At 46.0% G+C, this 22,428-nt stretch carries 20 protein-coding genes and 2 tRNA genes; 8 read left to right on the top strand and 14 right to left on the bottom strand.

What is annotated here, in order from left to right:
• Window positions 1-76: 76 nt before the first annotated feature.
• Genes P1P86_00630 through P1P86_00615 form a run of 4 tightly spaced genes read left to right on the top strand, consistent with a single transcriptional unit; the run spans window position 77 to window position 4,416 of the window.
• Entirely contained in the window at window positions 77-622 is a 546-nt protein-coding gene (locus tag P1P86_00630) for a CvpA family protein (protein ID MDF1573682.1), read from the top strand.
• 52 nt (window positions 623-674) lie between these two features.
• Window positions 675-1,973: a tyrosine--tRNA ligase gene (tyrS, locus tag P1P86_00625; protein ID MDF1573681.1), complete on the top strand. Its 1,299-nt coding sequence runs from the start codon at window positions 675-677 to the stop codon at window positions 1,971-1,973.
• A gap of 11 nt (window positions 1,974-1,984) precedes the next feature.
• Window positions 1,985-2,956 carry a Wzz/FepE/Etk N-terminal domain-containing protein gene (locus P1P86_00620; protein ID MDF1573680.1) on the top strand — a complete coding sequence of 324 codons (972 nt, stop codon included), beginning with the start codon at window positions 1,985-1,987 and terminating at the stop codon, window positions 2,954-2,956.
• Window positions 2,953-4,416: an O-antigen ligase family protein gene (locus tag P1P86_00615; GenBank protein MDF1573679.1), complete on the top strand. Its 1,464-nt coding sequence runs from the start codon at window positions 2,953-2,955 to the stop codon at window positions 4,414-4,416. The genes P1P86_00620 and P1P86_00615 overlap by 4 nt, the downstream gene beginning before the upstream one ends.
• Here P1P86_00615 and P1P86_00610 read toward each other — a convergent pair.
• From P1P86_00610 to P1P86_00590, 5 genes are read right to left on the bottom strand one after another with little or no spacing between them, the layout of a single operon-like run.
• The gene (locus P1P86_00610; GenBank protein ID MDF1573678.1) at window positions 4,413-5,657 is read right to left on the bottom strand and encodes a SpoIIE family protein phosphatase; all 1,245 of its coding nucleotides are present in this window, start codon (window positions 5,655-5,657) and stop codon (window positions 4,413-4,415) included. The genes P1P86_00615 and P1P86_00610 overlap by 4 nt on opposite strands.
• 15 nt (window positions 5,658-5,672) lie before the next feature.
• Window positions 5,673-6,242, bottom strand: a complete 570-nt coding sequence (efp, locus tag P1P86_00605) for an elongation factor P (protein MDF1573677.1) — start codon at window positions 6,240-6,242, stop codon at window positions 5,673-5,675.
• 53 nt (window positions 6,243-6,295) lie between these two features.
• Window positions 6,296-7,015, bottom strand: coding sequence for a tRNA (adenosine(37)-N6)-threonylcarbamoyltransferase complex dimerization subunit type 1 TsaB (gene tsaB / locus P1P86_00600; protein MDF1573676.1), 720 nt, complete (start codon window positions 7,013-7,015; stop codon window positions 6,296-6,298).
• A 6-nt stretch (window positions 7,016-7,021) separates the two neighbouring features.
• Window positions 7,022-8,371 carry an efflux RND transporter periplasmic adaptor subunit gene (locus tag P1P86_00595; protein MDF1573675.1) on the bottom strand — a complete coding sequence of 450 codons (1,350 nt, stop codon included), beginning with the start codon at window positions 8,369-8,371 and terminating at the stop codon, window positions 7,022-7,024.
• Between the two features lie 12 nt (window positions 8,372-8,383).
• The gene (locus P1P86_00590) at window positions 8,384-9,808 is read right to left on the bottom strand and encodes a TolC family protein (GenBank protein ID MDF1573674.1); all 1,425 of its coding nucleotides are present in this window, start codon (window positions 9,806-9,808) and stop codon (window positions 8,384-8,386) included.
• Window positions 9,809-9,916: 108 nt separating this feature from the next.
• Here P1P86_00590 and P1P86_00585 point away from each other — a divergent pair, with 108 nt between their 5' ends.
• On the top strand, window positions 9,917-10,516 hold the full coding sequence (locus P1P86_00585; protein MDF1573673.1) for a SprT family zinc-dependent metalloprotease: 600 nt from the start codon (window positions 9,917-9,919) through the stop codon (window positions 10,514-10,516).
• Window positions 10,517-10,524: 8 nt separating this feature from the next.
• Here the strand turns inward: P1P86_00585 and P1P86_00580 are convergent, their stop codons facing one another.
• The 5 genes from P1P86_00580 to P1P86_00560 form a co-directional block, all read right to left on the bottom strand.
• Window positions 10,525-11,151, bottom strand: coding sequence for a hypothetical protein (locus tag P1P86_00580; protein ID MDF1573672.1), 627 nt, complete (start codon window positions 11,149-11,151; stop codon window positions 10,525-10,527).
• Between the two features lie 139 nt (window positions 11,152-11,290).
• Window positions 11,291-11,761 carry a hypothetical protein gene (locus tag P1P86_00575; protein ID MDF1573671.1) on the bottom strand — a complete coding sequence of 157 codons (471 nt, stop codon included), beginning with the start codon at window positions 11,759-11,761 and terminating at the stop codon, window positions 11,291-11,293.
• A 242-nt stretch (window positions 11,762-12,003) separates the two neighbouring features.
• Window positions 12,004-12,076 (bottom strand) — tRNA-Gln (locus P1P86_00570).
• Between the two features lie 45 nt (window positions 12,077-12,121).
• A complete protein-coding gene (locus P1P86_00565) occupies window positions 12,122-13,690 on the bottom strand; it encodes a PspC domain-containing protein (GenBank protein MDF1573670.1) in 1,569 nt (522 codons plus the stop codon).
• 11 nt (window positions 13,691-13,701) lie between these two features.
• Complete coding sequence (locus tag P1P86_00560; GenBank protein MDF1573669.1) at window positions 13,702-14,031, bottom strand: PadR family transcriptional regulator; 330 nt, start codon at window positions 14,029-14,031, stop codon at window positions 13,702-13,704.
• A gap of 175 nt (window positions 14,032-14,206) precedes the next feature.
• Here P1P86_00560 and P1P86_00555 point away from each other — a divergent pair, with 175 nt between their 5' ends.
• Window positions 14,207-14,983, top strand: a complete 777-nt coding sequence (locus P1P86_00555; GenBank protein ID MDF1573668.1) for a DUF2797 domain-containing protein — start codon at window positions 14,207-14,209, stop codon at window positions 14,981-14,983.
• Here the strand turns inward: P1P86_00555 and P1P86_00550 are convergent.
• On the bottom strand, window positions 14,980-15,960 hold the full coding sequence (locus tag P1P86_00550) for an adenosine kinase (GenBank protein MDF1573667.1): 981 nt from the start codon (window positions 15,958-15,960) through the stop codon (window positions 14,980-14,982). The genes P1P86_00555 and P1P86_00550 overlap by 4 nt on opposite strands.
• Window positions 15,961-16,114: 154 nt before the next feature.
• Between P1P86_00550 and P1P86_00545 the strand changes: the two genes are divergently transcribed.
• Window positions 16,115-16,188: transfer RNA gene (locus tag P1P86_00545), tRNA-Asn, on the top strand.
• A 44-nt stretch (window positions 16,189-16,232) separates the two neighbouring features.
• On the opposite strand, the gene P1P86_00540 is transcribed toward P1P86_00545, so the two are convergent.
• Entirely contained in the window at window positions 16,233-17,078 is an 846-nt protein-coding gene (locus P1P86_00540) for a sugar phosphate isomerase/epimerase (protein ID MDF1573666.1), read from the bottom strand.
• A 147-nt stretch (window positions 17,079-17,225) separates the two neighbouring features.
• Between P1P86_00540 and P1P86_00535 the strand changes: the two genes are divergently transcribed.
• Complete coding sequence (locus P1P86_00535; protein MDF1573665.1) at window positions 17,226-20,051, top strand: insulinase family protein; 2,826 nt, start codon at window positions 17,226-17,228, stop codon at window positions 20,049-20,051.
• A gap of 202 nt (window positions 20,052-20,253) precedes the next feature.
• On the opposite strand, the gene P1P86_00530 is transcribed toward P1P86_00535, so the two are convergent.
• Complete coding sequence (locus P1P86_00530) at window positions 20,254-20,868, bottom strand: deoxynucleoside kinase (protein ID MDF1573664.1); 615 nt, start codon at window positions 20,866-20,868, stop codon at window positions 20,254-20,256.
• Window positions 20,869-20,911: 43 nt separating this feature from the next.
• Window positions 20,912-22,426, bottom strand: a complete 1,515-nt coding sequence (locus P1P86_00525; GenBank protein MDF1573663.1) for a GH3 auxin-responsive promoter family protein — start codon at window positions 22,424-22,426, stop codon at window positions 20,912-20,914.
• Between the last annotated feature and the right edge of the window lie 2 nt (window positions 22,427-22,428).

Genomic DNA, 22,428 nt, shown 5'->3' with positions numbered 1-22,428 from the left:
TTTTTGATCCAACGCAAACAAAAATATTATCAAATCTCCAAAGATTTCCGTTTATTTGTGCGTCTGATATACCCGCATGAATATCCTGGATATAATATTTCTGGTTCCCTTGCTTTTTGCGATCTACAGGGGTTTTAAGAAGGGTTTGATACATATGGCAGCCTCCCTGGCGGCCCTGCTGCTGGGAATCTTTGCTGCCATCAGGTTGCGACCTGTCTTTGCTTCGCTGCTCGATTCGCTTTTTGATATCTCACCCGAGTATATGAATGTTATTGCCTTTTCCGTGGCTTTTGTCTCCGTGGTCCTGCTTGTGCATCTGGTGGCTTTTTTAGTGGAGAAACTAATTAAAGCCGTTGCACTCAGTCTGGTAAACCGCTTACTGGGCATGGGATTTGGACTGCTGGTGACCGCTTTTGTAATCAGTATGATACTCTGGCCCGTAAACCAGGTCAACCAGGAAAGGCAGATTATTAAACCAGAGCGTATCGAGGGCTCTATTCTTTATGATCCCCTGTCGGCTTTTGCACCAGCGGTTTTCCCCTATTTAAAAAGGCAGGATTGGAAGGAGTTTATTCCAAAGAACAAGAAGGAAAAGGAAAATGTAGTCCCTGTTACAATATAATGAAGCTTAATGGGTTAGTAAGATAATGGCTTAAAAGATGGGAAAGATTTCAATGGATAAAAATCTGGTCGAAGAGTTGAAGTGGAGAGGCATGATTCACGATATAATGCCTGGTACCGAAGAGCTGCTGGGCAGGGAACAGGTGACCGCTTATGTAGGCATTGACCCAACGGCCGATTCGCTTCATATCGGCCATATGGTGGGGGTCATGATGCTCAAGCGGCTTCAACATGCGGGTCACAGGCCCATCGCCCTGGTGGGGGGGGCCACAGGTATGATCGGAGATCCCAGCGGGAAGTCCCAGGAACGTAACTTGCTGGATGAGTCCACACTGAGAATAAACCAGGAAGCGTTGAAAAAGCAGATTGCTAGGTTCCTGGATTTTGAGACGGAAGGCGCTAACAGGGCTCTGATGGTGAACAACTACGACTGGATGAAAGAGTTCACCTTCCTGGGATTCATCCGGGATATCGGGAAGCATATTACCGTAAATTACATGATGGCAAAGGATTCGGTAAAGAAGAGGCTTGGATCGGACAGCAAATCGGGAATGTCCTTTACAGAATTTACTTACCAGCTGGTACAGGGCTACGATTTCCAGGTCCTGTACAGGGATTTTCAATGCAAACTTCAAATGGGAGGTTCCGACCAGTGGGGTAATATTGTTACGGGTACCGAGCTTATCAGGCGCATAGAAAAAGGGGAGGCTTTTGCCCTTACATGGCCCTTGATAACCAAAGCTGACGGAGGAAAGTTCGGCAAGACAGAAGATGGGAATGTCTGGCTCGATCCCGGGCGCACTACGCCTTATAAATTTTATCAGTTCTGGCTCAACGTTTCGGATGAGGATGCCGAAAAATATCTGAAGATCTTCACCATGCTGAAGCGGGAGGAGATAGAAACACTTATCACTGAGCATGCGGAGGCCCCTCATATCAGGGTGATGCAGAAAAGGCTGGCAGAAGAAATTACGGTTATGGTTCATTCCCGCGAAGAGTATGAGATGGCAGTGGAGGCCTCTGACATTTTATTTGGGAAAGGGACCACCGAGTCACTGAAGAAGATCAGAGAGGATGTGTTTCTTTCTGTTTTTGAAGGAGTGCCTCAGTTTGAGGTAAATTCGGCAGATAAGCAAAGAGATGTACTGGATCTGCTGGCTGTGGAAACAGAAGTTTTCAGCTCCAAGGGAGAAGCCAGGAGAATGGTGCTGGGAGGTGGGGTCAGTATTAATAAGCAGAAGTTATCCGGACCGCACCAGCTTATTACCAGCGAAGATTTTATCAATAAGAAGTATTTACTGGTTCAGAAAGGGAAAAAGAATTACTATCTCATACGGGTTAAAGAACAATAACGTGCATTGATATGGAAAAAGCCAGGCAAGCAGCTTATAATTTCAGCTCTGTGGATTTACTGATCTATATCTGGAAGAAAAAATTCATATTGATGGGGGTTGGAATAATTGCCGCGATCGCTTCCGTCGTCGTTTCGCTGCTTATCACTCCCATGTTCCAGTCTTCGGTTATTATGTTTCCGGCTTCCGGCACCTCCATTTCCAAGGACCTGCTTTCGCAAAATTATTCCGGACGGCAGAATGTTCACGGTTTCGGGGAGGAGCAGCAGGCCGAACAGCTCCTGCAGGTATTAAATTCAGAACCCATTCGCACCCGTATTATTCAGAAATATAATCTGATGGAGCATTATGAAATCAGTGCCAGTGAGAAATATCCTCTGACCCGCTTATACGAGAAGTATAAATCCAATATTAATTTTCGTCTCACCGAATATATGTCGGTTGAGATTTCGGTGAGGGACAAAGATCCCGGGTTTGCCGCAAATATTGCCAATGATATTTCAGATCTGGTGGATACAGTATATAACAGCATGATCAAGGAGCGTACCTGGGAGGCTTACCGCCTGGTAGAGAAGGAGTATCTGGAGGCCGCACGCAACCTGGACGTGTTAAAGGATTCCATGGATATGCTGAGTGCCAGGGTCTCTGAAAATGTGAAGACCAGCGGGGATCCGGCCAATAACCTGGTAAGGACCATTTCGGAGAACGGTGCTCTTTATATCACGATGATGAATATGCTTCGCTATGAAACCAGTCTGGTTTCGGATCTGAATTTTAAATATAAGGAAGCCAGACTTGAAGCTGAACAGAACCTTCCTCACAAATTTGTGGTCGAAGAGGCCTATCCCTCGGAGAAGAAGGCATATCCCAATAAATCGTTGATTGTCCTGGTATCGACATTTGCTTCCCTCTTGTTTGCTTTGATCGTTCTCATTATAATCGATAATGTCAGGGCCAGGGTGGCCATTCAGGAAGAAAAATGATAAACGGAATCCAGTCCAGGTATCCGCAGGCTCTTTTATGGGGGATCCTGCTCTCTTTCATAGCCCTGAACACCATCATGCTTGCTCTGGAGTTATTTTTTATCCCCCTGCTGCCTGCTATTTTGTTGTTTCTGGCTCTGGCCATCGTAGCCCTTGATAAGTACCTGCTGGTTATCGTGCTTTTTGTCCCGGTCTCCATCCCTTTGAGCAGGCTGGTTGAGGGGCTCTCCATCGATATGTATCTTCCAACAGAGCCCTTGCTCGCCGGCCTGCTGTTACTTTACCTGATAAAATATCTGATGGGTGACAGGATGGATCTGAAAGTTCTCCGGCACCCGGTAACTCTGGCCGTCTATTTTCATCTGGGCTGGTTATTTATCACTTGTCTCACCAGTACCGATATACTGGTTTCTTTCAAGATGCTTGTTTCAAGACTATGGTTTATTGCAGGATTCTACATTCTGGCTACCCAGTTATTCCGGGAAGAGAAACGCATGCATACTTATGTGTGGCTCTTTATCATTGCTTTTACCGGAGTCATTATCTATACCCTGATTAACCACATTCCATACGGACTGAATAATCAGGTGATGGCTCATTCAATGGCCAGTCCGTTTTATAAGGACCACACCTCGTACGGTGCCACTCTGGGCTTTATCCTTCCCGTACTGGCAGCTTTTTTCCTGTTTATTAAGCGAGAAGATATCAACACGAGAGTCCTGATGGCTTTATTGATTTTGCTGTTTATTCTTGCAACGGTGGTTTCCTATACAAGAGCCACCTGGCTGAGTATCCTGGCATCGTTTGGATTCTGGGCCATTCTTAAGTTAAAGATCCGGTTTGAAATTGTTCTGCTGGGGATGCTTATCCTGCTGGGGCTCTTCTTCTCCCTTCGTGCGGAATTGATTATAAAACTGGAACAGAACCGGGTAGAATCCTCCGGTGAGCTCACAGAACATGTCCGGTCTATTTCAAATATCACCACCGATCAATCGAATCTGGAGAGACTTAACCGGTGGAGTTGTGCCTTCAGGATGTGGAGAGACAAACCACTTTTCGGTTTTGGTCCGGGAACCTACCAGTTCGAGTATGGGCCCTATCAGCGGTCTTATGAAAAAACCCGCATCAGTACCGATTTTGGCACCATGGGGAATGCTCACAGTGAGTACCTGGGGCCGCTGGCAGAGGCCGGTCTTTTTGGATTGCTGAGCATCTTACTGGTGATCGGGACAAGTATCTACACGGGTATACGGGTTATTGGCAGATCAAAAAAACGCTCCATCAGGGTTTTCTCGATGGCTGTGCTGGTAGGACTGGTATCTTATTACCTGCACGGGGTGTTAAATAATTTCCTGGATACGGATAAAATCTCGGTTTTGTTCTGGGGATTTACGGCGATGTTGGTGGCCATGGACATCTACCACCGCGAACAGCCGGATGAGGAAGAAGAGAGCGCTTAGCGAAAGCCCTGTTTTCCTGGAAACTGAGCTCCGATAATGGAGATATCGTCAAAGATTGAAGCAGAACCCTCCAGGATCTTCTGATTTTTAATGATGGTCCGGATATTCTCTTCCAACGGATTACTGTTTTTAAGCTCCTTTTCCAGATTATCGGTTCCAAACTCAATGCCAGCATCCTGGATAACCTCCACCAGTCCATCTGTGTAGCAGAAAAGTTTGGCAGGTTCCTCCATGATGATTACTGCTTCATTCACAAAGGGAAGTTCGTCCAGCATGCCCATTCCCACGCAACCGCTGGCCAGTGGTGTCAGTCTTTCTGATCCCGGCTCGTAGAGCAGGGGCGGATTGTGCCCCGCATTCACATACTTTAGTTCCCTGGTTTTATAGTGATACCTGGCGATGAACAGCGTAATGAATTTTTCTCCTTTGGCACTATTCATCACGGTGGTATTCAAGCGGTGGAGGGTATCGGTGAGCCCCTGTTCGGCAGTAAAAAGTGCACGCAGGTTGGCCTGGAAATTGGACATCAGGATGGCTGCTGAGATTCCTTTTCCGGATACATCGGCAATACAGAATCCAACTTCATCCTTGCTTAGCTGGATCACATCGTAATAGTCGCCACCCACCTCAAAATGAGGATGGTAAAAGGCTTTCATATCGATATGTTCATTGGAAGGGAGCTTTTCATTGGCCGGGATCAACATGTTCTGCATCTTGCTGGCCAGCTCCATTTCCCGTTTCAGGGCTTCCTGCCTCAGGGTTTCCTGGAACAATCTCTTATTTTCAATGGCAACCACAATAATATTGGAGAGTGTCTGAATGAACCGGAGGTGCTTAATTATGGGGCTGACCCCTTCGCCCTCCTCTTCAATATCTCCGATCAGTACAAAGGCGATAGCTTCATCCTTATGCGATACAGGGATGACAATATCTACCAGCTCCGGGAAATGCTGAGGTTCTGAGGTAATAAATGAAATCTCACCAAAGGGCAGGAGATCCCTTTCCATATGGACCTGTTCAAAAAATCTGCGCCCGAAACCGGAGTTTAGCAGACACTCCCACTTATCCGAAAGTTTCAGGACAATTACCTTTCCGATATCCAGATCGTCTGTGAGCAATTTCTCGTAGCGGCGTATAAGTTCACTGATCGAAACATTGTCGTTAATGGCCAGTGTGATATCAAGCAGGGCATTTAGCTTGAATGTGGATAGTTTCAGCCGGTTATCAGAAAATTTACCCATGAGATCGACTTTGTGCTATTTTTTTACGCGTTCAGAGTAAGAACGATCCCTTGTATCCACTTTGATCATCTCCCCGGAATCAATAAACAGAGGGACCATGATCTTTGCACCTGTTTCCAGTTCTGCCGGTTTCTGGGCAGAGGTGGAGGCTGTATTCCCTTTTTCTCCTGGTTCTGTATAGCTTACCTGAAGTTCAACAAAGGGAGGCAGATCAACGGTAAGGGGTGTTTCCGTATCTGCATGAACAACAATCTCCACAGCCTGACCCTCTTTCATCAGATCAGCATTTTCAATCATATTAGCCTGTAAAGAGATCTGCTCGAAGGTCTCCAGGTGCATGAAGTTCATGCCCAGGTCGTCGGTATAAAGATACTGGTAAGGCCTTCTCTCTACCCGGGCAGTATTAACCTTGACCCCTGCTGAAAAAGTATTCTCAACCACTTTACCCGTGGTCAGACTCTTTAGCTTTGTTCTGACAAAGGCAGGGCCTTTCCCTGGTTTTACATGTTGAAATTGTACGATGGTATAGAGGTCGTTATTAAACTCAAGGCATAATCCGTTCCTGAAATCTGCTGTTGTTGCCATATGATCAGTCTATTATGTAAATATATCAATATAATATTTGATGTATGTAAGGGCTACAATACCTTTTTCTTTGGTATGGTGGCTATGAAATCTTTCAGGTAAAAGGGTTCAAAATAGGCAACATTCTCAAATTGTTGCTTCTTATATTTTTTTTGAACCGGCGCGATCATGGAGCTTGCCGTAGGATGGATTCCATCCAAAAAGTGAGCATTTGAATGTTCCAGGTGCACCTTACATTTTTCTGCACCGCTGCCAAAAAAAACAACAGGATGTGATTCCAGGATACGTTTATAACTGTCGTTCTCAATAATATCGGCTGTCACTTCCCTGAAAAGGTCCGTTTCTTTGGTGTAAAAACCAGCGTATACCTCCATTCTGCGGGCATCAAGCATGGGACAGAACAACAGTTGATCACCATGAAGGGCAATCAACTCTTTCCCTCTGGCACCGGACACCACTCCGCTGGCCATATTTTCCAGGGTCCCCGCAGAAAGCAAGGGGATTTCAAGGGCATAGGCGATTCCTTTTGCTGTGGAAACGCCTATTCTCAGGCCGGTATATGATCCCGGTCCTTTGCTTACAGCAACCCCATCCAGATCTTTGAAATCCTTTCCGGCTTCTGCCAGGACCTTTCTTATAAAGGCATTTAGCAGGCTTGCATGTGAGCGTTCCTGACCGCTTTCTACAAGTGAAAGTTGCCGGTTCCCTTTTGAAAGAGCAACCGAACAGATATCGGTGGCTGTTTCAATATGTAAAATAAGGGGGCCGGTCATACGATCTTAGTCTCTTCTCTTTTTATCGCCCTCGAAGAGCTCTTCCTCGCTTACCACCTCTACACTCATATCGTTTTTTAATTGCCTTGATATGGCTGAATAGGGCGCTACAACAATATCTACATCTTTTTCAAGGCCTTCAGTAACTTCAATATAATTGTTATCCTGGATACCGGTTTTAACCTTTTTCATCCATGCTTTTCCTTCGGAAACCACAAAGACCACTACCATAGGTTCATCGCTCGGAGCCTCTGCCCCGGAAGGCACTGATACATTGCTGACTGTTCCGTCCGAGCTAAGCTGACCAAGTTGCTGATCTTCTTGTATGGAAGCGGATCCTGTAGTATCCATCCTGGTGGTCACCGCCTGGATGGGGATGGAATAAATGCCCGTTTTACGGTCCGTCTGGATGTCGGCTGTTGCCGACATTCCGGGCCGCAGCGGATAGGGGTTGCCATCGGAGATTTTATCTTCATAGGACTCTGTCAGAAGCAGGATCTTTACCATAAAATTGGTGACCTGATCCGTGGTGACACCGGTCGTATTGGCCGAGACCGGAATTTCGGAAACCACACCCCTGAAACGCGTGTCGGGATAGGCATCCACCTCGATCATGGCCGTATCCCAATGGCTTACCCGGACAATATCGTTCTCATTTACCTCCACTTCCACCTCCATTCGGTTTAAATCTGCAATCCGGAGCATTTCTGTACCCGACATCATGGAGGTTCCTACCACACGTTCGCCAAGTTCCACAGAAAGGCTCGAAATGGTGCCGGTCATCGGAGCATAAACAGAAGTTTTGGTCAGGCTCTCATCTGCCTCGTTCAGGGTGGCCTGAGCGCTCATAACCGAAAACTCAGCTGCTTCCTTCTCAGCAAGAGTAGCATTGTAAGTCGTGAGGGTTTGTTCAAATTCGGCGGCTGAAATAGCTTCTTCTTCGTATAGTTGTTTGTTTCTTTGATAATCCAGGCTGGCCATCTCCAACTGAGCTTCCACCTGCTTTTGCCGGGCCCTGGCATTGTTCAGAGAGGCTTCGGCCCGGTTCCGGGCCATCTGATAGGCTTCCGGCTTGATTTTAAGCAGGTATTGTCCTTTCCGGATCTCGTCGCCCTCGTTGACAACCAGTTCCACAATTTCGCCCGATACATCAGGCGAAATTGCCACTTCCGTCTCGGGTTGGATCTTCCCGTTGGCGGTGATGACCTCTACAATCTCTCTTTCAATACCTTTTTCAACTGCAACCTTGAGGTATCCCTCATCTCCGAACCATCCCTTCTTTTTTCCGATTCCAAGTATACTCAGGATGACAACTGCGGAGATTACTATGATGATAATTGATCTTTTTGATTTCATTGATTTGAAAGCTTAAAGGGTGATGACTTCTCCTTGATAGAAATTGAGAATTTTTGTTCTGAAAATAAAATCGTATTTGGCCTGGAGCAAATCGGACTGCGTGGCAATCAGCTGGTTCTTTGATATGTTATAATCCACCGTATTTACCAGTCCGACTTCGAATTTCTTTTCGGTGTATTTGAATGACTCCTCCATGGAGATCAGCGCCTTTTGGGTGGCCTTGAATTTTTTCAGAGCCGCCAGGGCGTCCGCGTAGGCCTGCTGAATCGTTGCATAAAGGGTGAGCTTCTTACTTTGCAGGTCAAGCTTTGCATTTTCATGCATGATCCTGGCGTTGGCAATACTGGTATTGGTGCTCCAGCCGTTGAATATGGGAATGGTCAATCCAAGACCAATTCCGGCAGAGGTATTCTCCCTGACCTGTTCAAAAAACGGGTAGGCCCCGTAAATGGGCATTCCCTGTGGATAGGAAACGACACCTTCCCCACCTACTGTCTCCCCGATTGGGATTTGCTGAGGAGGGCCCAGATCAATTACCTGTTCGCGAATATCCGAGTACCCCGAATTATAGTTGGCCGACAGGCTCAACTGGGGTGACCTTCTTCCCTTGGCGATGGCCAGCCCTTTTTCGGCACTCTCCAGGCTCAACATGGCACTTTTAATCTCGGGCATATCCTGTTCTGCAATGCGGTATACCTCTAGTGTATTGATAAGCAAGGGGTTTTCATCCGGATCTTTCAGTACGGGGATTTCTACCTCAAAAGCCGTATCGATGGGTAGATCCAGAATCTGCTGCAAATTCAGCAGGGAGATGGAAAGTTGGTTTTCCGCATTAACAAGGTTCAGTTCTTCAGAAGCATACTGAGCCTGCAGCTCCAGCGCATTGCCCCTGGCAAGCTTGCCTGCCTCTACCATTTTATTGGTACGCTCCAGCTGCTGACCGGTAATATCCAGCTGACTTCGGGTAACGGCCAGGAGTTCCTGGTTGAACATGATGTTCAGATAGGCCGCGGCAATGTTGAGGGAGATATCATTTCTAACTTTTTGAACATCCTGGTAACTGGCCATCAGGTCCAGTTGGTTTTGCAGGATGGTGTTTCTCACCTGTAAGCCGTTAAACAAGTTTGCAGTTGACCGGAGCCCTATGTTGACAGAGTTTATCTGCTGGTTATCGGTAAACTGGTAGGTGGTCTGGTCCAGGGCACGTCCCCAGGAAAAGCTGTAATTTGCACTCCCGTTCAGGCTTGGAATTTGTCCCAGCTTTGACTGCGTTAGCAGGTTTTCATTATATTCGGTGTTCAAAACTGCTTGTTTGATCTGAATGTTGTTTTCCATGGCGTACTGAATGCAATCCTCCAGCGACCAGGGTTGCTGTGCAGCCAGAGAAAAACCTGTTGTCAGCAGTACAAAAGAGAGCATGATTGATTTTCGAATCATTATATTCTTTTTTTTAAAAGAGTTGTTAAAGGTATAGATAAGCATTTAAACTGGATGCAAAAAACTCAAAATATATTGCATTATAAAGGGATTGGGGAAGTTTGTTATGTGAAAAACAGTCGTGCCAAGAATCTGGCCATACGGATTAATCAGCAGGGGAAGGTGAGGGTGACCATTCCACGTCATTTGAGTCAAAGAAGGGCAGAGAGCTTTTTTCTTTCAAAGCAGCAATGGGTCCTGAAGCGACTTGATGGGTTGAATCACAGGGATTGCAACAAAACGCTTCCTCCTGAAGGGGGCCGTATTTGGATCAGAGACCGGGAATTTCAAGTACAACTGCTTAGGGGTGAAAAGAGTGTGGAGGAGGCTGTCTGGCGGCTACTGGGGGAGGAGGCACGGCGTTATCTGCCTGGCAGGGTGGCAGAACTGTCTGATTTACATGGTTATACGATTACCGGATTAAAGATCCGGAAGATGAAAACCCGGTGGGGTAGCTGTACAGCCCGGAAAAGCATCAATCTGAACAGTTGGCTGATCATGCTTCCCGGACACCTGTCCGATTACGTGATACTGCATGAACTGGTACATACCCGGATTCCCGACCATAGTAAAAGGTACTGGAAGGAGCTTGACGGGCTTACCGGGGGTTTATCAAAAAAGTTTCGAAGAGAACTCCATAGCCATCAGATCCTGTGTTTTCCGGAGTGAAAAGCGGCTCAATAAACGCCAAAAATCAATTCAAGGGTAATGCTTATGGAATTGAAACTCCGGTCTCCCCTCAGATCGATATTGTATGAAGGCACCAGATTCAGGAACATCTGCTTATCCAGTTGACGCTGATATCCAATCCCTATCCCAAGGCTCGATTTTATTCGGTTTTTAATGCCGTCCCCTTTCAGTGTAGTTTCACCATATTCCTCGGAGTTTTCTTTTAAGCCGACCACCATCATGGTATTCATCGAGCCGGTAAGCAGTAAGGTATTGCCGTTCGATTCAAGGGGGCGAAAATACAAAACCAAGGGAATTCCAAGAGTCTGCTCCGTAAAAGTGATTTGGATCTTATCATCCGGGCCCACTGGTGTGATGCCATAATCATCCGGGTAGTCCAGGGCCGAGGAGTTTCGTCGATTATAGTCGATTCCAGCCTTCAGAAACCAGTATTCATATTCCCAGTAAACAAAATTTACACCTCCCCCGAACCCGGGTTCCCGGGTAGCCTCGTCCCCCCTGATCCGGGAGAAATTCCTCTGCAGATTCCCTCCCATGTAGACATTAATCTGTGCCTCAACGGAAAGGGATACAAAAAGAAATATGGCCAGATACAGAGCTCTTTTTAGCATCATCAGTAAGCGGTTTATACAAAGCTAATACAATATTCATTTGATCATTCAGGAATTTATCAAATGAAAGCAGCCGTTCCTGCTGAAACGGCTGCTATTATTAAGCATTTGTGATTGTTATGTTCAGGAGATACTGTCTGAATCAAGGCTGTTTTTTATCAAATACAAAGGTCTCAAACATCTCTCCCATATCCGAAGCTGCTTCAGACTCCACCAGCAGGCTTCCCTCGTTCATAGACATGACCTGGGTAAGTGTATAGTCCATCCCCTCCACAGATCCTTTGGTGACAATTGTCAGGGTTTTGGCCTTTTTATCGAAAGCGGCTGTCGATTTGGTAACAGATTCCATGAAGCCAATATTTTCACATTCAGCTCCGTCCAGGGTGTAGTGGGTTTTGCTTTCGTATTCCTGTCCATCCCATTCACTGATATTGGTCAGGTCCAGTGTCTTTTTTTTATGCTCCACGGTCATGGCCAGGGGAGCCAGGCTGAACTGATCACCCAATTCACTTTTCTGATCATTGAGTTTCCACTCTCCGGAAAAATTAACTTTCTGACCAAAGACACCGGCGGATATGAAAGCCAGGGCAAAAATAAAAACTGAATTTTTCATGTTGGATCATTTTAATTGGCATGCATTGACCTATGTTCAAATGTATAAAATCTCTTAAATATTTTACGAAATTTATTGGGCCAGGGCGATGGCGATATTGTTTTGTAAAACAACAAGTAATTAGTTTATAACAATATGTCTGTATGTTTTTGTGTAAACGCTTAAGAATCAGATTATCACAGGTTCTATACGTATAAAACGCCCCTTCTTGTTGTAAGAAAGGGCGTATTGTTTTTACTCTGTTGACCCGCCAGGGCTCGAACCTGGACTCTTCTGAACCAAAATCAGACGTGTTGCCAATTACACCACGGGTCAGAGGTGGTTGCGAAAACCGGGAGGCAAATATACAAAATATTAAAATTAATTTGCAATTTTTTCCAGGCCTTCCTCGGTCATTTTCCAGGATTTCCCAGCCATATTCCAATCGGAGAGGCGATCCACATTGCGGACACCTTCCAGAATGTCCCTGATCTGACGATCGAGCACAACCACTTTACCTTCCGGAACCCTGACCATGGTTTCCACCCTGGGGAATCTCCACTTGTGATCGAGGTCCACGGAGAAATAGGGATCCAGTACCAGCGTGTTCCCTGTAGTGCGGAAGTGGTAATCTATATGGGTAGCGTTTTCGCTGGCATGTTCCCTGGATCTTCCCTTTGACTCCTTTTCAATTTCAAGCAGGAATTCTTCTCCTTCCGTTCTCTCAATATCCAGGCTGATTCTCCCGTAGAAAGCATCTGCATCCTCCAGAAGGAACCATCTGTCATCCAAATCAATGATGGATTCGTCATCCAGATAGTCATCCTGGCTTTCGTTAACAGTAATATAAAGTGTATCGCTGTTTGTAAGCAGCTCCTGGGAGAAACTTTCCCGGCCAAAATTGGAATAGTTAGTACTTTCAAAGGCCACGATACCTATAATGCATAACAGGCTCACGATCCACAGGGTAAGAGCCCCAAAGGTCAGTCCCCGGTTCCTGGTCTTTATGTTGAAGATCAGTTTTATTAATCCATAGAGCATGGCTGCAACGGGAATCAGAAATATCAGTGAAATCGAAATGACCAGAAGGGTCACGGAGACAGGGTCTGTAAAAGGCACCAGGATATCACCCAGGGAAAAATGGTACGATTCGAACGGAAACATATGTATTCCAACAAATGGAAGGGCGATTAGTCCGATCAGAAGCCCAATACCTGCAATAACCAGGCTGGTTCCGATGATAATTAAGATGACCTTAACAAACACCAGAAGTATTTTTCCCAAAACGTCGAAAAAATCCGACGCGGCCCTTTCTGTCCTTTGGTAGGTTTCAGAATTCCGGGCTTTCGAGTATCCTTCTTTAACATTGTCCTTTACCTGGTCGTATTCTTCACGAATTTTTTTTTCCAGGTTGGATACATTCACTTTCTCTCCGCGCATTTCCAGCTTTTGTGCTGCAGTTTCAGCTTTGGGCAGAACGATCCAGAGAATCACGTAGACCAGGATAGAAGCTCCGCCTGCAAAGAAGAAGATCACAAACAATAAGCGGAAAATTACCGGATCCACACTGAAATAGGCAGAAAGGCCTCCACAGACACCCCCAATGACAGAATTCTCAGGATCGCGAAAGAGCCTCCTGCTTTTGTAATATGAATCATGAAAGGTACGTTGTTCAGCCTCTTCACCGGAATCTGCAATGTCCTCCGGATTACCCATGATATCGATTACTTCGTTAACAATTGAAAGAGTAATTACCTGCGCTTCCTCCGTGATCCGCTCCTGGAACAACTCAGCAATTCTCGCCTCAATATCATCAATAATCTCTTTGCTTTCCTGTTTGTTGGAGAAATGCCTGCTGATGGTATCCAGGTAGGTTTTTAGTTTTTCATAAGCATCCTCATCAATATGGAAGATGATTCCGCTTAAATTGATTTTGATCGCTTTCTTCATGGTATATGGCTTTATTTGTAGTTCTTAATTGATTTTACCGAGCTGATCAGGGCATCCCAGGAATCATCCAGCTCTTTCAAATAGGACCTTCCGATCTCTGTCAGGCTGTAGTATTTTCTTGGAGGGCCCTGGGTACTTTCCTCCCATCTGTATTTGAGCAGTCCGGCATTTTTCTGCCGGGTCAGCAGTGGGTAGAGGGTGCCTTCAACGACTATCAGGTCATTTTCCTTCAAGGCATTGATGATATCTGAAGTATAGAGGTCTTTCTTACCCAGGATGGATAAAATGCAATACTCCAGGATACCCTTCCGCATCTGTGCTTTTGCGTTATCAATATTCATAGGTCTCCATTTTTTATACTACTATATTTCTCAAGCTATATGTCTATGCAAGCAATATTACAATACAAAGATATATAAATATATTAATACCATGCAATACATAGTAGTAAATAAATGAAAAAAATATTAATTTTCTTATATTCGGAGTGTGGAATATGCTGGAAACATCAGGAAGATGGAGTCGTTTCAGGGGAAGGTGGTAGAGTACACTTTGCCCCTGGGTGAGCATAGAGTGAAGATGAATGAGCTGCTGGGCACTGCCGTTAGGATGGAGTACACGGGCCATATCCACTGTATTAAGTGTGGCCGTGCGACCGGCAAGTCTTTTGCCCAGGGCTACTGTTATCGCTGTTTTATCAGCGCTCCGGAGACTGAGGAATGTGTGTTGCGGCCGGAATTATGCAGGGCCCATGAAGGGATGGCGCGGGATATGGAATATGCGGCCTGTCACTGCCTGATTGATCATATCGTTTATCTGTCAGAAACCAGTGGAATCAAAGTGGGGGTAACCCGATCCACCCAGATCCCCACCCGCTGGATCGACCAGGGAGCTGTACGGGCCTTAACATTGGCAAGAACCCCGAATCGATTTACGGCCGGTTTGATTGAAGTTGCCCTGAAGAAGCATATTGCGGATAAAACGAACTGGCGGAAAATGGTATCCGGATCTGCTCCGGGAAGCATAGACCTGCTTAAGGAGAAACATCGTCTTTCGGCCCTGATACCCTCAGAACTGGCCATTTATCTTACAAAGGATATACAGGAGATTGAGCTGGAATACCCGGTCATTCAATACCCGGAAAAGGTCAGAAGTCTTAATTTTGATAAGGATCCGGTTGTTTCCGGAGAACTGACAGGCATCAAAGGACAATACCTGATGCTGGACCGGAACCTGGTAATCAATATGAGGAAATTCGGTGGTTACCAGGTCAGGTTTCGAAGCGGGCTTTAAGCCTCAAGTGCATGGATCTCCCTGCGCAGATTTTCCCAATTGGATTCATTCATCTTTGCACCAATCAGTTCTATGACCCTGCCAGCCAGAATGGCCCCCATCTGGCCACAGGTTTCAGCAGGAAGGCCTTTCATATACCCATAAATAAAACCGGCGGAATACAGGTCCCCCGCACCTGTTGTATCAATGGCTTTCGAAGGTCTGACACCAATTCTTACCATGCCTTCCTTACAAACACAGAAGGACCCTTCTGCACCCAGTTTTATCACCACAAGATCACAAATCTCCCGGACTTCCATGGCGCCTTTTTCCGGTGATAAGCCAGTCAGGGCCCTGATCTCTTCCTCATTGGCAAATAATAGATCCACATACGTAGAAATCATGGATTTGAAAAAGTCCACATTCTCATCCACGATATTATAACTGGCCAGGTCCAGACAGATTTTCAGCCCGGAATTCGCTGCAAGCCGCAGTGCTTTTTCAAACAACATACGGTCCTGTACCAGGTAACCTTCAATATAGAAATAGTCATATTCTTTGAATATTTCCTGGGCAATGTCGTCTGCCGAGAGATCCACGGCAGCGCCCAGATAGGTCGCAAATGTTCTTTCAGAATCCTTGGAAATCAAGGCCATGGCTCTGCCTGTTTCGTTCATGGTCCGGAAAAGAATGGGCTTTATCTTATTGACCTCCATGTCTTTTTTGAAGAACTTTCCCATATCATCATTTCCCACGGTTCCCACGAACCCGGTTTCAACACCCAGGTGGGACAGGCCATGAATGGTATTGGCTGCAGATCCTCCGGAGGCTCTGGACTTGGACATTCCGGCGGTTTCGGCATGAATAAAATTGGAAGTATCCAGATCCACCAGTGTCATGCTTCCTTTGGGCAAACCAAAAATATCCAGCATTTTGTCATCTTCAATCCGGGTAATAATATCCACCAGGGCATTCCCCATTCCTAGTACTTTAGTCATCTGTTCTGGTTTTCGTACAAATATAGGGCTATTATAACTCTAAGGCTGTTTACGGAGTTTTGTATGCAAGGTTTTTTTGAAATGTTTGTTTTATTGGGTAAAAGCGATTATTTTTGCGTCGCTTAATCAGGCACAGTTGAAAAGACTGAAAAATTCCTCAGTAGCTCAGTTGGTTAGAGCGGCGGACTGTTAATCCGTAGGTCGTAGGTTCAAGTCCTACCTGGGGAGCTGCAAGGCCCGGAACTTCCGGGCCTTATTGATTCACAGAAGATCTATGCAGAGAGCATCCTGAGAATTCCCCTCACATAACCCACCGATTCAGCCAGCCCGGCCAGGGGATCCTTCCCGTCTTTTTCATATTCGAAACTGACTACTTTGCTGTATTTCTCTTCAAGCAACATGTTCAGAAAGCCAGGGATGTCAATGACTCCATGACCGATTTCACAGGTATTGCCGGCAGGATCGGCTTTGTCTTCATCCTTGATATGAATGTCATGTACCCGGTCCATGTATTTCCTGGTTTCGGTGATGGGGTCTTCACCGATCCGGACGGTATGACCGATATCCACGCAAATTCCCATTCCCGGATCCATCCCTTCCACAAGTTTGTACACACTTTCCGGGGTGGGATATTTATCGTCGCCCGGTCCATGGTTATGGATGGCCAGTTTGATTCCGGTCTCCTTTACCTTTTGATTGCATTGATCAAGCAATTCATGATCGGGGGCTCCCACGATCACTTTCATTCCCGCATTTTTCGCATATGCAAAAGCATGGTCTACCTCTTCCTTACGGGTCATATAAATGACCCCTCCGGCATAAAGATCGATCCCTGCGGCATTAATTTTGGAGACCATTTTTTTGATCTCATCGGGGCTGGCATCAAGAGGCATATGCATGCTTTTCAAACAGAGTTTTTTTATGCCAAGCCGCGCAGTCATGGAAATGCTTTCCTCCAGGCTGAACTCCCGGAAGGTGTAGGAGGCGATTCCTAGTTGAAAGGGAATACCTGGTTCTTTGAAAGCAGGCATCTGACGGGCCGATAATATAGAAGGGGCCTGTGTGGCCATCAGGCCGGCACCGGAAAGCCTCAGGAAATTACGTCTGGAAACATGCATGATTTCTGTTTTTAGTTTGTTAATCCGGAAATGTAAGAAGTTAAATTAGAAAAAAACTGTTTCGTGGCATTCATAAAGATCCATTTTTCGCTAACTTCATTTTGCCAAATAATGGCTGATCTATAGTTATTTTAAATATATAAAGATATGAAACAAGTTAAATTGATTTTTTCGGCTGTTTTGCTGATCATGGTATATGCAGGCAGTCTGGCCCAGGTGGATCCCATGTCGCCTGTGCCTAATGATGAGACGGTCCGTTATGGGGTCCTGGACAATGGACTGACCTATTACATCAAATCCAACCAGGAGCCCAAAGAGAGGGCTTCCTTTTATATTATCCAGAATGTGGGGGCCCTGCTGGAGGAGGACCATCAGAATGGACTGGCCCATTTCCTGGAACATATGGCCTTCAACGGAACCGAGCATTTTCCGGATAAGGGGATCATCGATTTTCTGGAGCGGCACGGGGTCGCATTCGGGGTGAATATCAATGCTTATACCAGTCAGAACCAGACCGTCTATAATCTCTCAGATGTGCCGGTAAATAAGCCAGGTATTCTCGACAGCTGCCTGTTGGTCCTCAATGACTGGTCCAACTACCTTCTGCTCACCGAGAAGGAGATTGATGCGGAGAGAGGGGTGATCAAGGAGGAGTGGCGCACCCGGAGAAACGCCCAGTTCAGGATGTTTACGGCTTCCATGAAATACCTGTATCCCAATTCAAAGTTTGCCGAGAGGGATGTGATCGGTGACCTGGATGTGATTGAGAATTTTGAATATAATGCCTTGCGGGATTTTTACCACCAGTGGTACAGAACGGATCTTCAGGCCATTGCCATGGCTGGTGATTTTGATGCGGAGAAAATGGAGCAGAAAGTGATCGAGCTGTTTTCAAAGATTCCGGCCGTAGAAAATGCCCCGGAAAGGCCGTTTTATGAGATTCCTGACCATGATAATCCGGTCTTTGGATTAGTAACTGATGAGGAGGCTGACCAGACTCTTATACGCTATATGGTGCGCCACCGGAAAACAGACGATGGCCCGGAAACCTTTATGGGGCACAGGGAAAGCTATATCCACAGTCTTTTTAATTCGATGATAGGACAGCGGATCCAGGAGTTGTTGCAGAAGGGGGATCCGCCTTTTGTGGTCGGAGTCATCAATTACGGAGACTTTGAGAGGGGTTACGAAGCTTTGACCGCCATTACCATTCCCAAGCCCAACCAGGAGGAGGAGGGCTTAACGGCCCTGATGACCGAACTGGAACGTGTGAAGAGATATGGATTTACCCAGGGGGAGCTGGATCGTGCCAAAGCCGAGACACTGGCACAGTGGGAGAGATATTATAAGGAGCGGGACAAGATCAGCAATGAAGAGTATATAAATGGTTTTGTGGACCATTTTTTAGACGGGGATGCCTATCCCTCACCGGACTTTGCATACCAGGCTGTGCAGGCAATTCTTCCCACCATTACCCTGGGCGATTTCAATCAGAGGCTGCAGCAATGGATCACCGATAAAAACCAGGTATTAGTGATTCAGGGGCCCGTGGGAGAAGGAGTGGAACACCTTTCTGAGGCCGCTTCCCTGGCAATATTGGAACAGGTGGCCAACACAGAGATTGAAGCTTACCAGGATGAGGCACTGGCTGAATCGCTGGTTTCAAGTGAACCGTCTCCCGCAGCAATAGTCAATGAAAGGAAGCTGGAAGTTCTGGATGCGGTGGAGTGGACCCTGGAAAACGGGGCCCGGGTGGTTTTCAGACATGCCGATTTTGAAAAGGATCAGGTTGAGATCAGGGCCTACAGCCAGGGAGGGAGTTCCCTGTATGGCGATGAAGATGTACCAAGCACGGATATGCTTAGCTCGCTGATTCAGATGTACGGGGTGGGTGATTTTGATGCCATGGGGCTTCAGAAGATGCTGAACGGTAAGAATATTTCCCTGCAGTTGAGCCTGAGAAACCTGAGTGAAGGCTTGAATGGGAAAGCCAGCCCCAAGGATATGGAGGCAATGATGCAGCTGGTATTTCTTTATTTTAATCAGCCCAGATTTGACAGGGAGGCGCATGATGCAATTATCTCCAGGTATATGGCATTTGTGGAAAATATGAATAATAATCCTCAGAAGGTCATGGGTGATTCCCTGAATCTGATCGCCACCAATTATCATCCCCGTACCAGGGTGCTTGACCAGGAGTTTCTGAAGGATGTCAGTTATGACAGAATAGAGGAAGTCTATCTCGAGAGATTTACAGATGCGAGTGATTTTATTTTTATCATCGTAGGGAATATAGACCAGGAAGAGGTAAAACTGCTGGCTCAGAAATACATTGGTGCAATCAGGGACCTGGACAGATCAGAGACCTGGGTCGATCGTAAGGTAAATGAACCTGAAGGAAAAGTGGAGAAGATCATCCCCATGTCACTGGCAATACCCAAGGCTAATGTGAACATTATTATCAATCAGGAGATGAACTATGATCCTTATAACCAGATGGTAATCAGAGTTATAGAGGGGATTCTGGATCTCAGATATGTGGAATCCATCAGAGAAGAAGAAGGAGGAACCTACGGAGTGAGAATCGGGACATCTATCAGTAAATGGCCTGTGGAAAAGGCAAGCATGCAAATCAATTTTGATTGTGATCCCGAAAGGGCGGCCGACCTGAAAAAGAAGGTTTATGCCGAATTGGAAAGACTGGCCGCTGAGGGACCCTCGGAAGAAGATCTTTCCAAAACGGTGGAGAATATCGTGAAAGACAGGCAGGAGAGTAAAGAGCACAATGCATATTATCTGTCAAACCTTTACAACTATTACCTTTATGGGATTAATTTTGACGATCCGTCAAATTTTGAAGATATCGTCAAAAATCTCACCACCAAAGATGTGCTTCAGGTTATGAAGGAGTTCTACGATGAAGCCAATATTGTGGATGTGGTCTTTGTACCCAGGGAAGCCGCAGCAGAATAGGATCAGAAGATCTGATACGCGAAAATAACCGGAACGGGCTATAAAAAGTCCGTTCTTTTTTTAACAATCTCAGTCAGGCGATTCATTTATGTGAAGGGTATGTAAAACGAAACGGCCTTTGATTTGTCTTTATGGAACAAATGTAGCTATGCTGAGCTCGCAGGCTCGGTTAAGAGGTGAGTATACAAGCCTGAGCTTACGATTAAAACAGACCGTGTATCTGCGCGTTTATGTTGTCTATAACGGAACTTAAATCTTCCCGTTTATCCCGAAAGTTGTGATTGTCCACATTAACGATCAGCAGTTTCCCCAGGTTGTAAGTCTCCACCCAGGCTTCATATCTTTCGTTCAGGTGTTTCAGATAATCCAGCCGAATGTTATTCTCGTATTTCCTGCCCCTTTGCTGAATCTGTTCCACCAGAGTGGAAATGGAAGCGCGAAGGTAGATCAGAAGGTCGGGAGGTTCGATCAGGGAACTCATCAGATTGAACAGGGCAAAATAATTTTCGAAGTCCCTGGTACTCATTAAGCCCATGCTGTGGAGGTTAGGGGCGAAAATGAAAGCGTCTTCATAAATGGTCCGGTCCTGGATAATCTTTTTTCCCGATTGACGGATCCTGACAATCTGGCTGAAACGACTGTTGAGGAAATAGATTTGCAAGTTAAAAGACCATCGTTGCATGTCCTGGTAAAAATCATTCAGATAAGGATTGTCATCCACATCCTCATACTGGGCCTCCCAAGCGTAATGCTTAGATAATAAACTTGTTAGAGTGGTTTTACCGGACCCGATATTTCCCGCAACAGCTACATGCATATTCCTTTATTTAATGGATGAGTCAGACTAAAGATAGCAACTTTTATCGGCTTAGAATATCACTTAGCTCATCTAAATATTTCCGGTCGTTGGCAAGCCTTGGTATCTTGTTCTGCCCCCCCAGTTTACCACGTTTTTGCATCCATTTGTAAAAAGTTCCGGGTTGCAGGGATACCACTTTGGGAAGCATGAGGGTGAGGTCCTTATATCGTTTGGCTTCATAATCGGAATTCACGGACTTTAATGTCCGGTCGAGCCCCTCGGCGAATTGAGCCAGGTTCCCGGGTGGAGTTTCAAATTCAATCATCCATTCATGCCTTCCCTTTGACTCATCACTCATAAACATCGGTCCGGCTGTATATTCCTTGATCACAGCTCCGGTCTCCTTGCAGGCCGACATTAACGCTTTCTCTGCATTTTCCAGGATCACCTCTTCTCCAAAAGCGTTGATGAAATATTTGGTGCGACCTGAAATCTTGATCCTGTGCGGGTACTGGGAGGTAAAGACAACGGTATCTCCAATCATGTATCGCCACAATCCCCCGTTAGTGCTGATAATCATGGCATAATTCACTCCCGTCTTTACTTCCTCAACGGTAGAGACGGGCGGATCCGGTTCCTCAAGCTGATCGAGAGGAATAAACTCATAAAATACTCCCAGGTCAAGCATCAGTAACATGTCGTCGCGTTGCAGATTGTCCTGAATTCCAAAGAAACCTTCCGATGCATTGTAGGTCTCCATGTAATTCATTCTATCAGAGGGGATCAGTTTTTTGAAGGATTCACGGTAGGGGGTGAAACTGATCCCTCCATGGGTAAATAGTTCGAGATTGGGCCAGACCTCCAGGATATTATTTTTGCCGGTGAAATCTAAAACGGCTCTCAAAAGGACCAGGTTCCAGGAGGGTACCCCTGCGATGCTGGTGACGTTTTCGTTAATGGTAAAGTGTGTAATTTTTTCGAGCTTCTCCTCAAAATCAGGAATCAGTGCAATTTCAGAGGCAGGGGTGCGTATAAACTGAGCCCAGAAGGGAAGGTTTTCAATAAGAACAGCCGACAGGTCCCCGTAGTAGGACTGGTTGCTGAGGTTATTTACCTCGGCACTGCCCCCCAGAGTCAGAGTCTTTCCTTTCAGTATCGCACTTTCAGGCTTCTGTTTGGTATAGAATGCAATCACATCCTTCGCTCCCCTGAAGTGACAATCCTCCAGAGCTTCATTACTCACGGGGATATATTTGCTTTTATCTGAAGTGGTACCCGATGATTTGGCGAACCATTTGATCTCTGTGGGCCAAAGCAGGTTTTGTTCGCCCTCCATGAGCCGGTTGATATAAGGTTTTATATCCTCGTAAGTACTGATGGGTACACTCTTCTGGAATTCCCCTATAGAATCGATGGAGTCGAAACCATACTGAACGCCCCAGGTTGTTCGTCGCGCCTGTTCTATCAATCTTGAAAAAACCTCCTTTTGTACATCAAAGGGATATTTCATGAACAGCTCAATTTGATGAAGCCGTTTTACATTCACCCAGGATATAATGGAGTTAAGCAGGGGCATGC

The sequence above is a fragment of the Bacteroidales bacterium genome, assembly GCA_029210725.1.
In the GTDB taxonomy this organism is placed as follows: domain Bacteria; phylum Bacteroidota; class Bacteroidia; order Bacteroidales.
The sequence above is the reverse complement of the archived record's forward strand: the minus strand, read 5'-3'. Positions and strand labels throughout refer to the sequence as shown.

Coding starts and splice junctions, on each gene's coding strand:
- P1P86_00525 (MDF1573663.1), bottom strand. CDS start 22,426: ATGCCCCTGCTTAACTCCATTATATCCTGGGTGAATGTAAAACGGCTT.
- P1P86_00590 (MDF1573674.1), bottom strand. CDS start 9,808: ATGATTCGAAAATCAATCATGCTCTCTTTTGTACTGCTGACAACAGGT.
- P1P86_00550 (MDF1573667.1), bottom strand. CDS start 15,960: ATGACTAAAGTACTAGGAATGGGGAATGCCCTGGTGGATATTATTACC.
- P1P86_00555 (MDF1573668.1), top strand. CDS start 14,207: ATGGAGTCGTTTCAGGGGAAGGTGGTAGAGTACACTTTGCCCCTGGGT.
- P1P86_00575 (MDF1573671.1), bottom strand. CDS start 11,761: ATGAAAAATTCAGTTTTTATTTTTGCCCTGGCTTTCATATCCGCCGGT.
- P1P86_00535 (MDF1573665.1), top strand. CDS start 17,226: ATGAAACAAGTTAAATTGATTTTTTCGGCTGTTTTGCTGATCATGGTA.
- tyrS (MDF1573681.1), top strand. CDS start 675: ATGGATAAAAATCTGGTCGAAGAGTTGAAGTGGAGAGGCATGATTCAC.
- P1P86_00560 (MDF1573669.1), bottom strand. CDS start 14,031: ATGAATATTGATAACGCAAAAGCACAGATGCGGAAGGGTATCCTGGAG.
- P1P86_00530 (MDF1573664.1), bottom strand. CDS start 20,868: ATGCATGTAGCTGTTGCGGGAAATATCGGGTCCGGTAAAACCACTCTA.
- P1P86_00620 (MDF1573680.1), top strand. CDS start 1,985: ATGGAAAAAGCCAGGCAAGCAGCTTATAATTTCAGCTCTGTGGATTTA.
- P1P86_00630 (MDF1573682.1), top strand. CDS start 77: ATGAATATCCTGGATATAATATTTCTGGTTCCCTTGCTTTTTGCGATC.
- P1P86_00595 (MDF1573675.1), bottom strand. CDS start 8,371: ATGAAATCAAAAAGATCAATTATCATCATAGTAATCTCCGCAGTTGTC.
- efp (MDF1573677.1), bottom strand. CDS start 6,242: ATGGCAACAACAGCAGATTTCAGGAACGGATTATGCCTTGAGTTTAAT.
- P1P86_00615 (MDF1573679.1), top strand. CDS start 2,953: ATGATAAACGGAATCCAGTCCAGGTATCCGCAGGCTCTTTTATGGGGG.
- P1P86_00540 (MDF1573666.1), bottom strand. CDS start 17,078: ATGCATGTTTCCAGACGTAATTTCCTGAGGCTTTCCGGTGCCGGCCTG.
- P1P86_00580 (MDF1573672.1), bottom strand. CDS start 11,151: ATGATGCTAAAAAGAGCTCTGTATCTGGCCATATTTCTTTTTGTATCC.
- P1P86_00610 (MDF1573678.1), bottom strand. CDS start 5,657: ATGGGTAAATTTTCTGATAACCGGCTGAAACTATCCACATTCAAGCTA.
- P1P86_00565 (MDF1573670.1), bottom strand. CDS start 13,690: ATGAAGAAAGCGATCAAAATCAATTTAAGCGGAATCATCTTCCATATT.
- tsaB (MDF1573676.1), bottom strand. CDS start 7,015: ATGACCGGCCCCCTTATTTTACATATTGAAACAGCCACCGATATCTGT.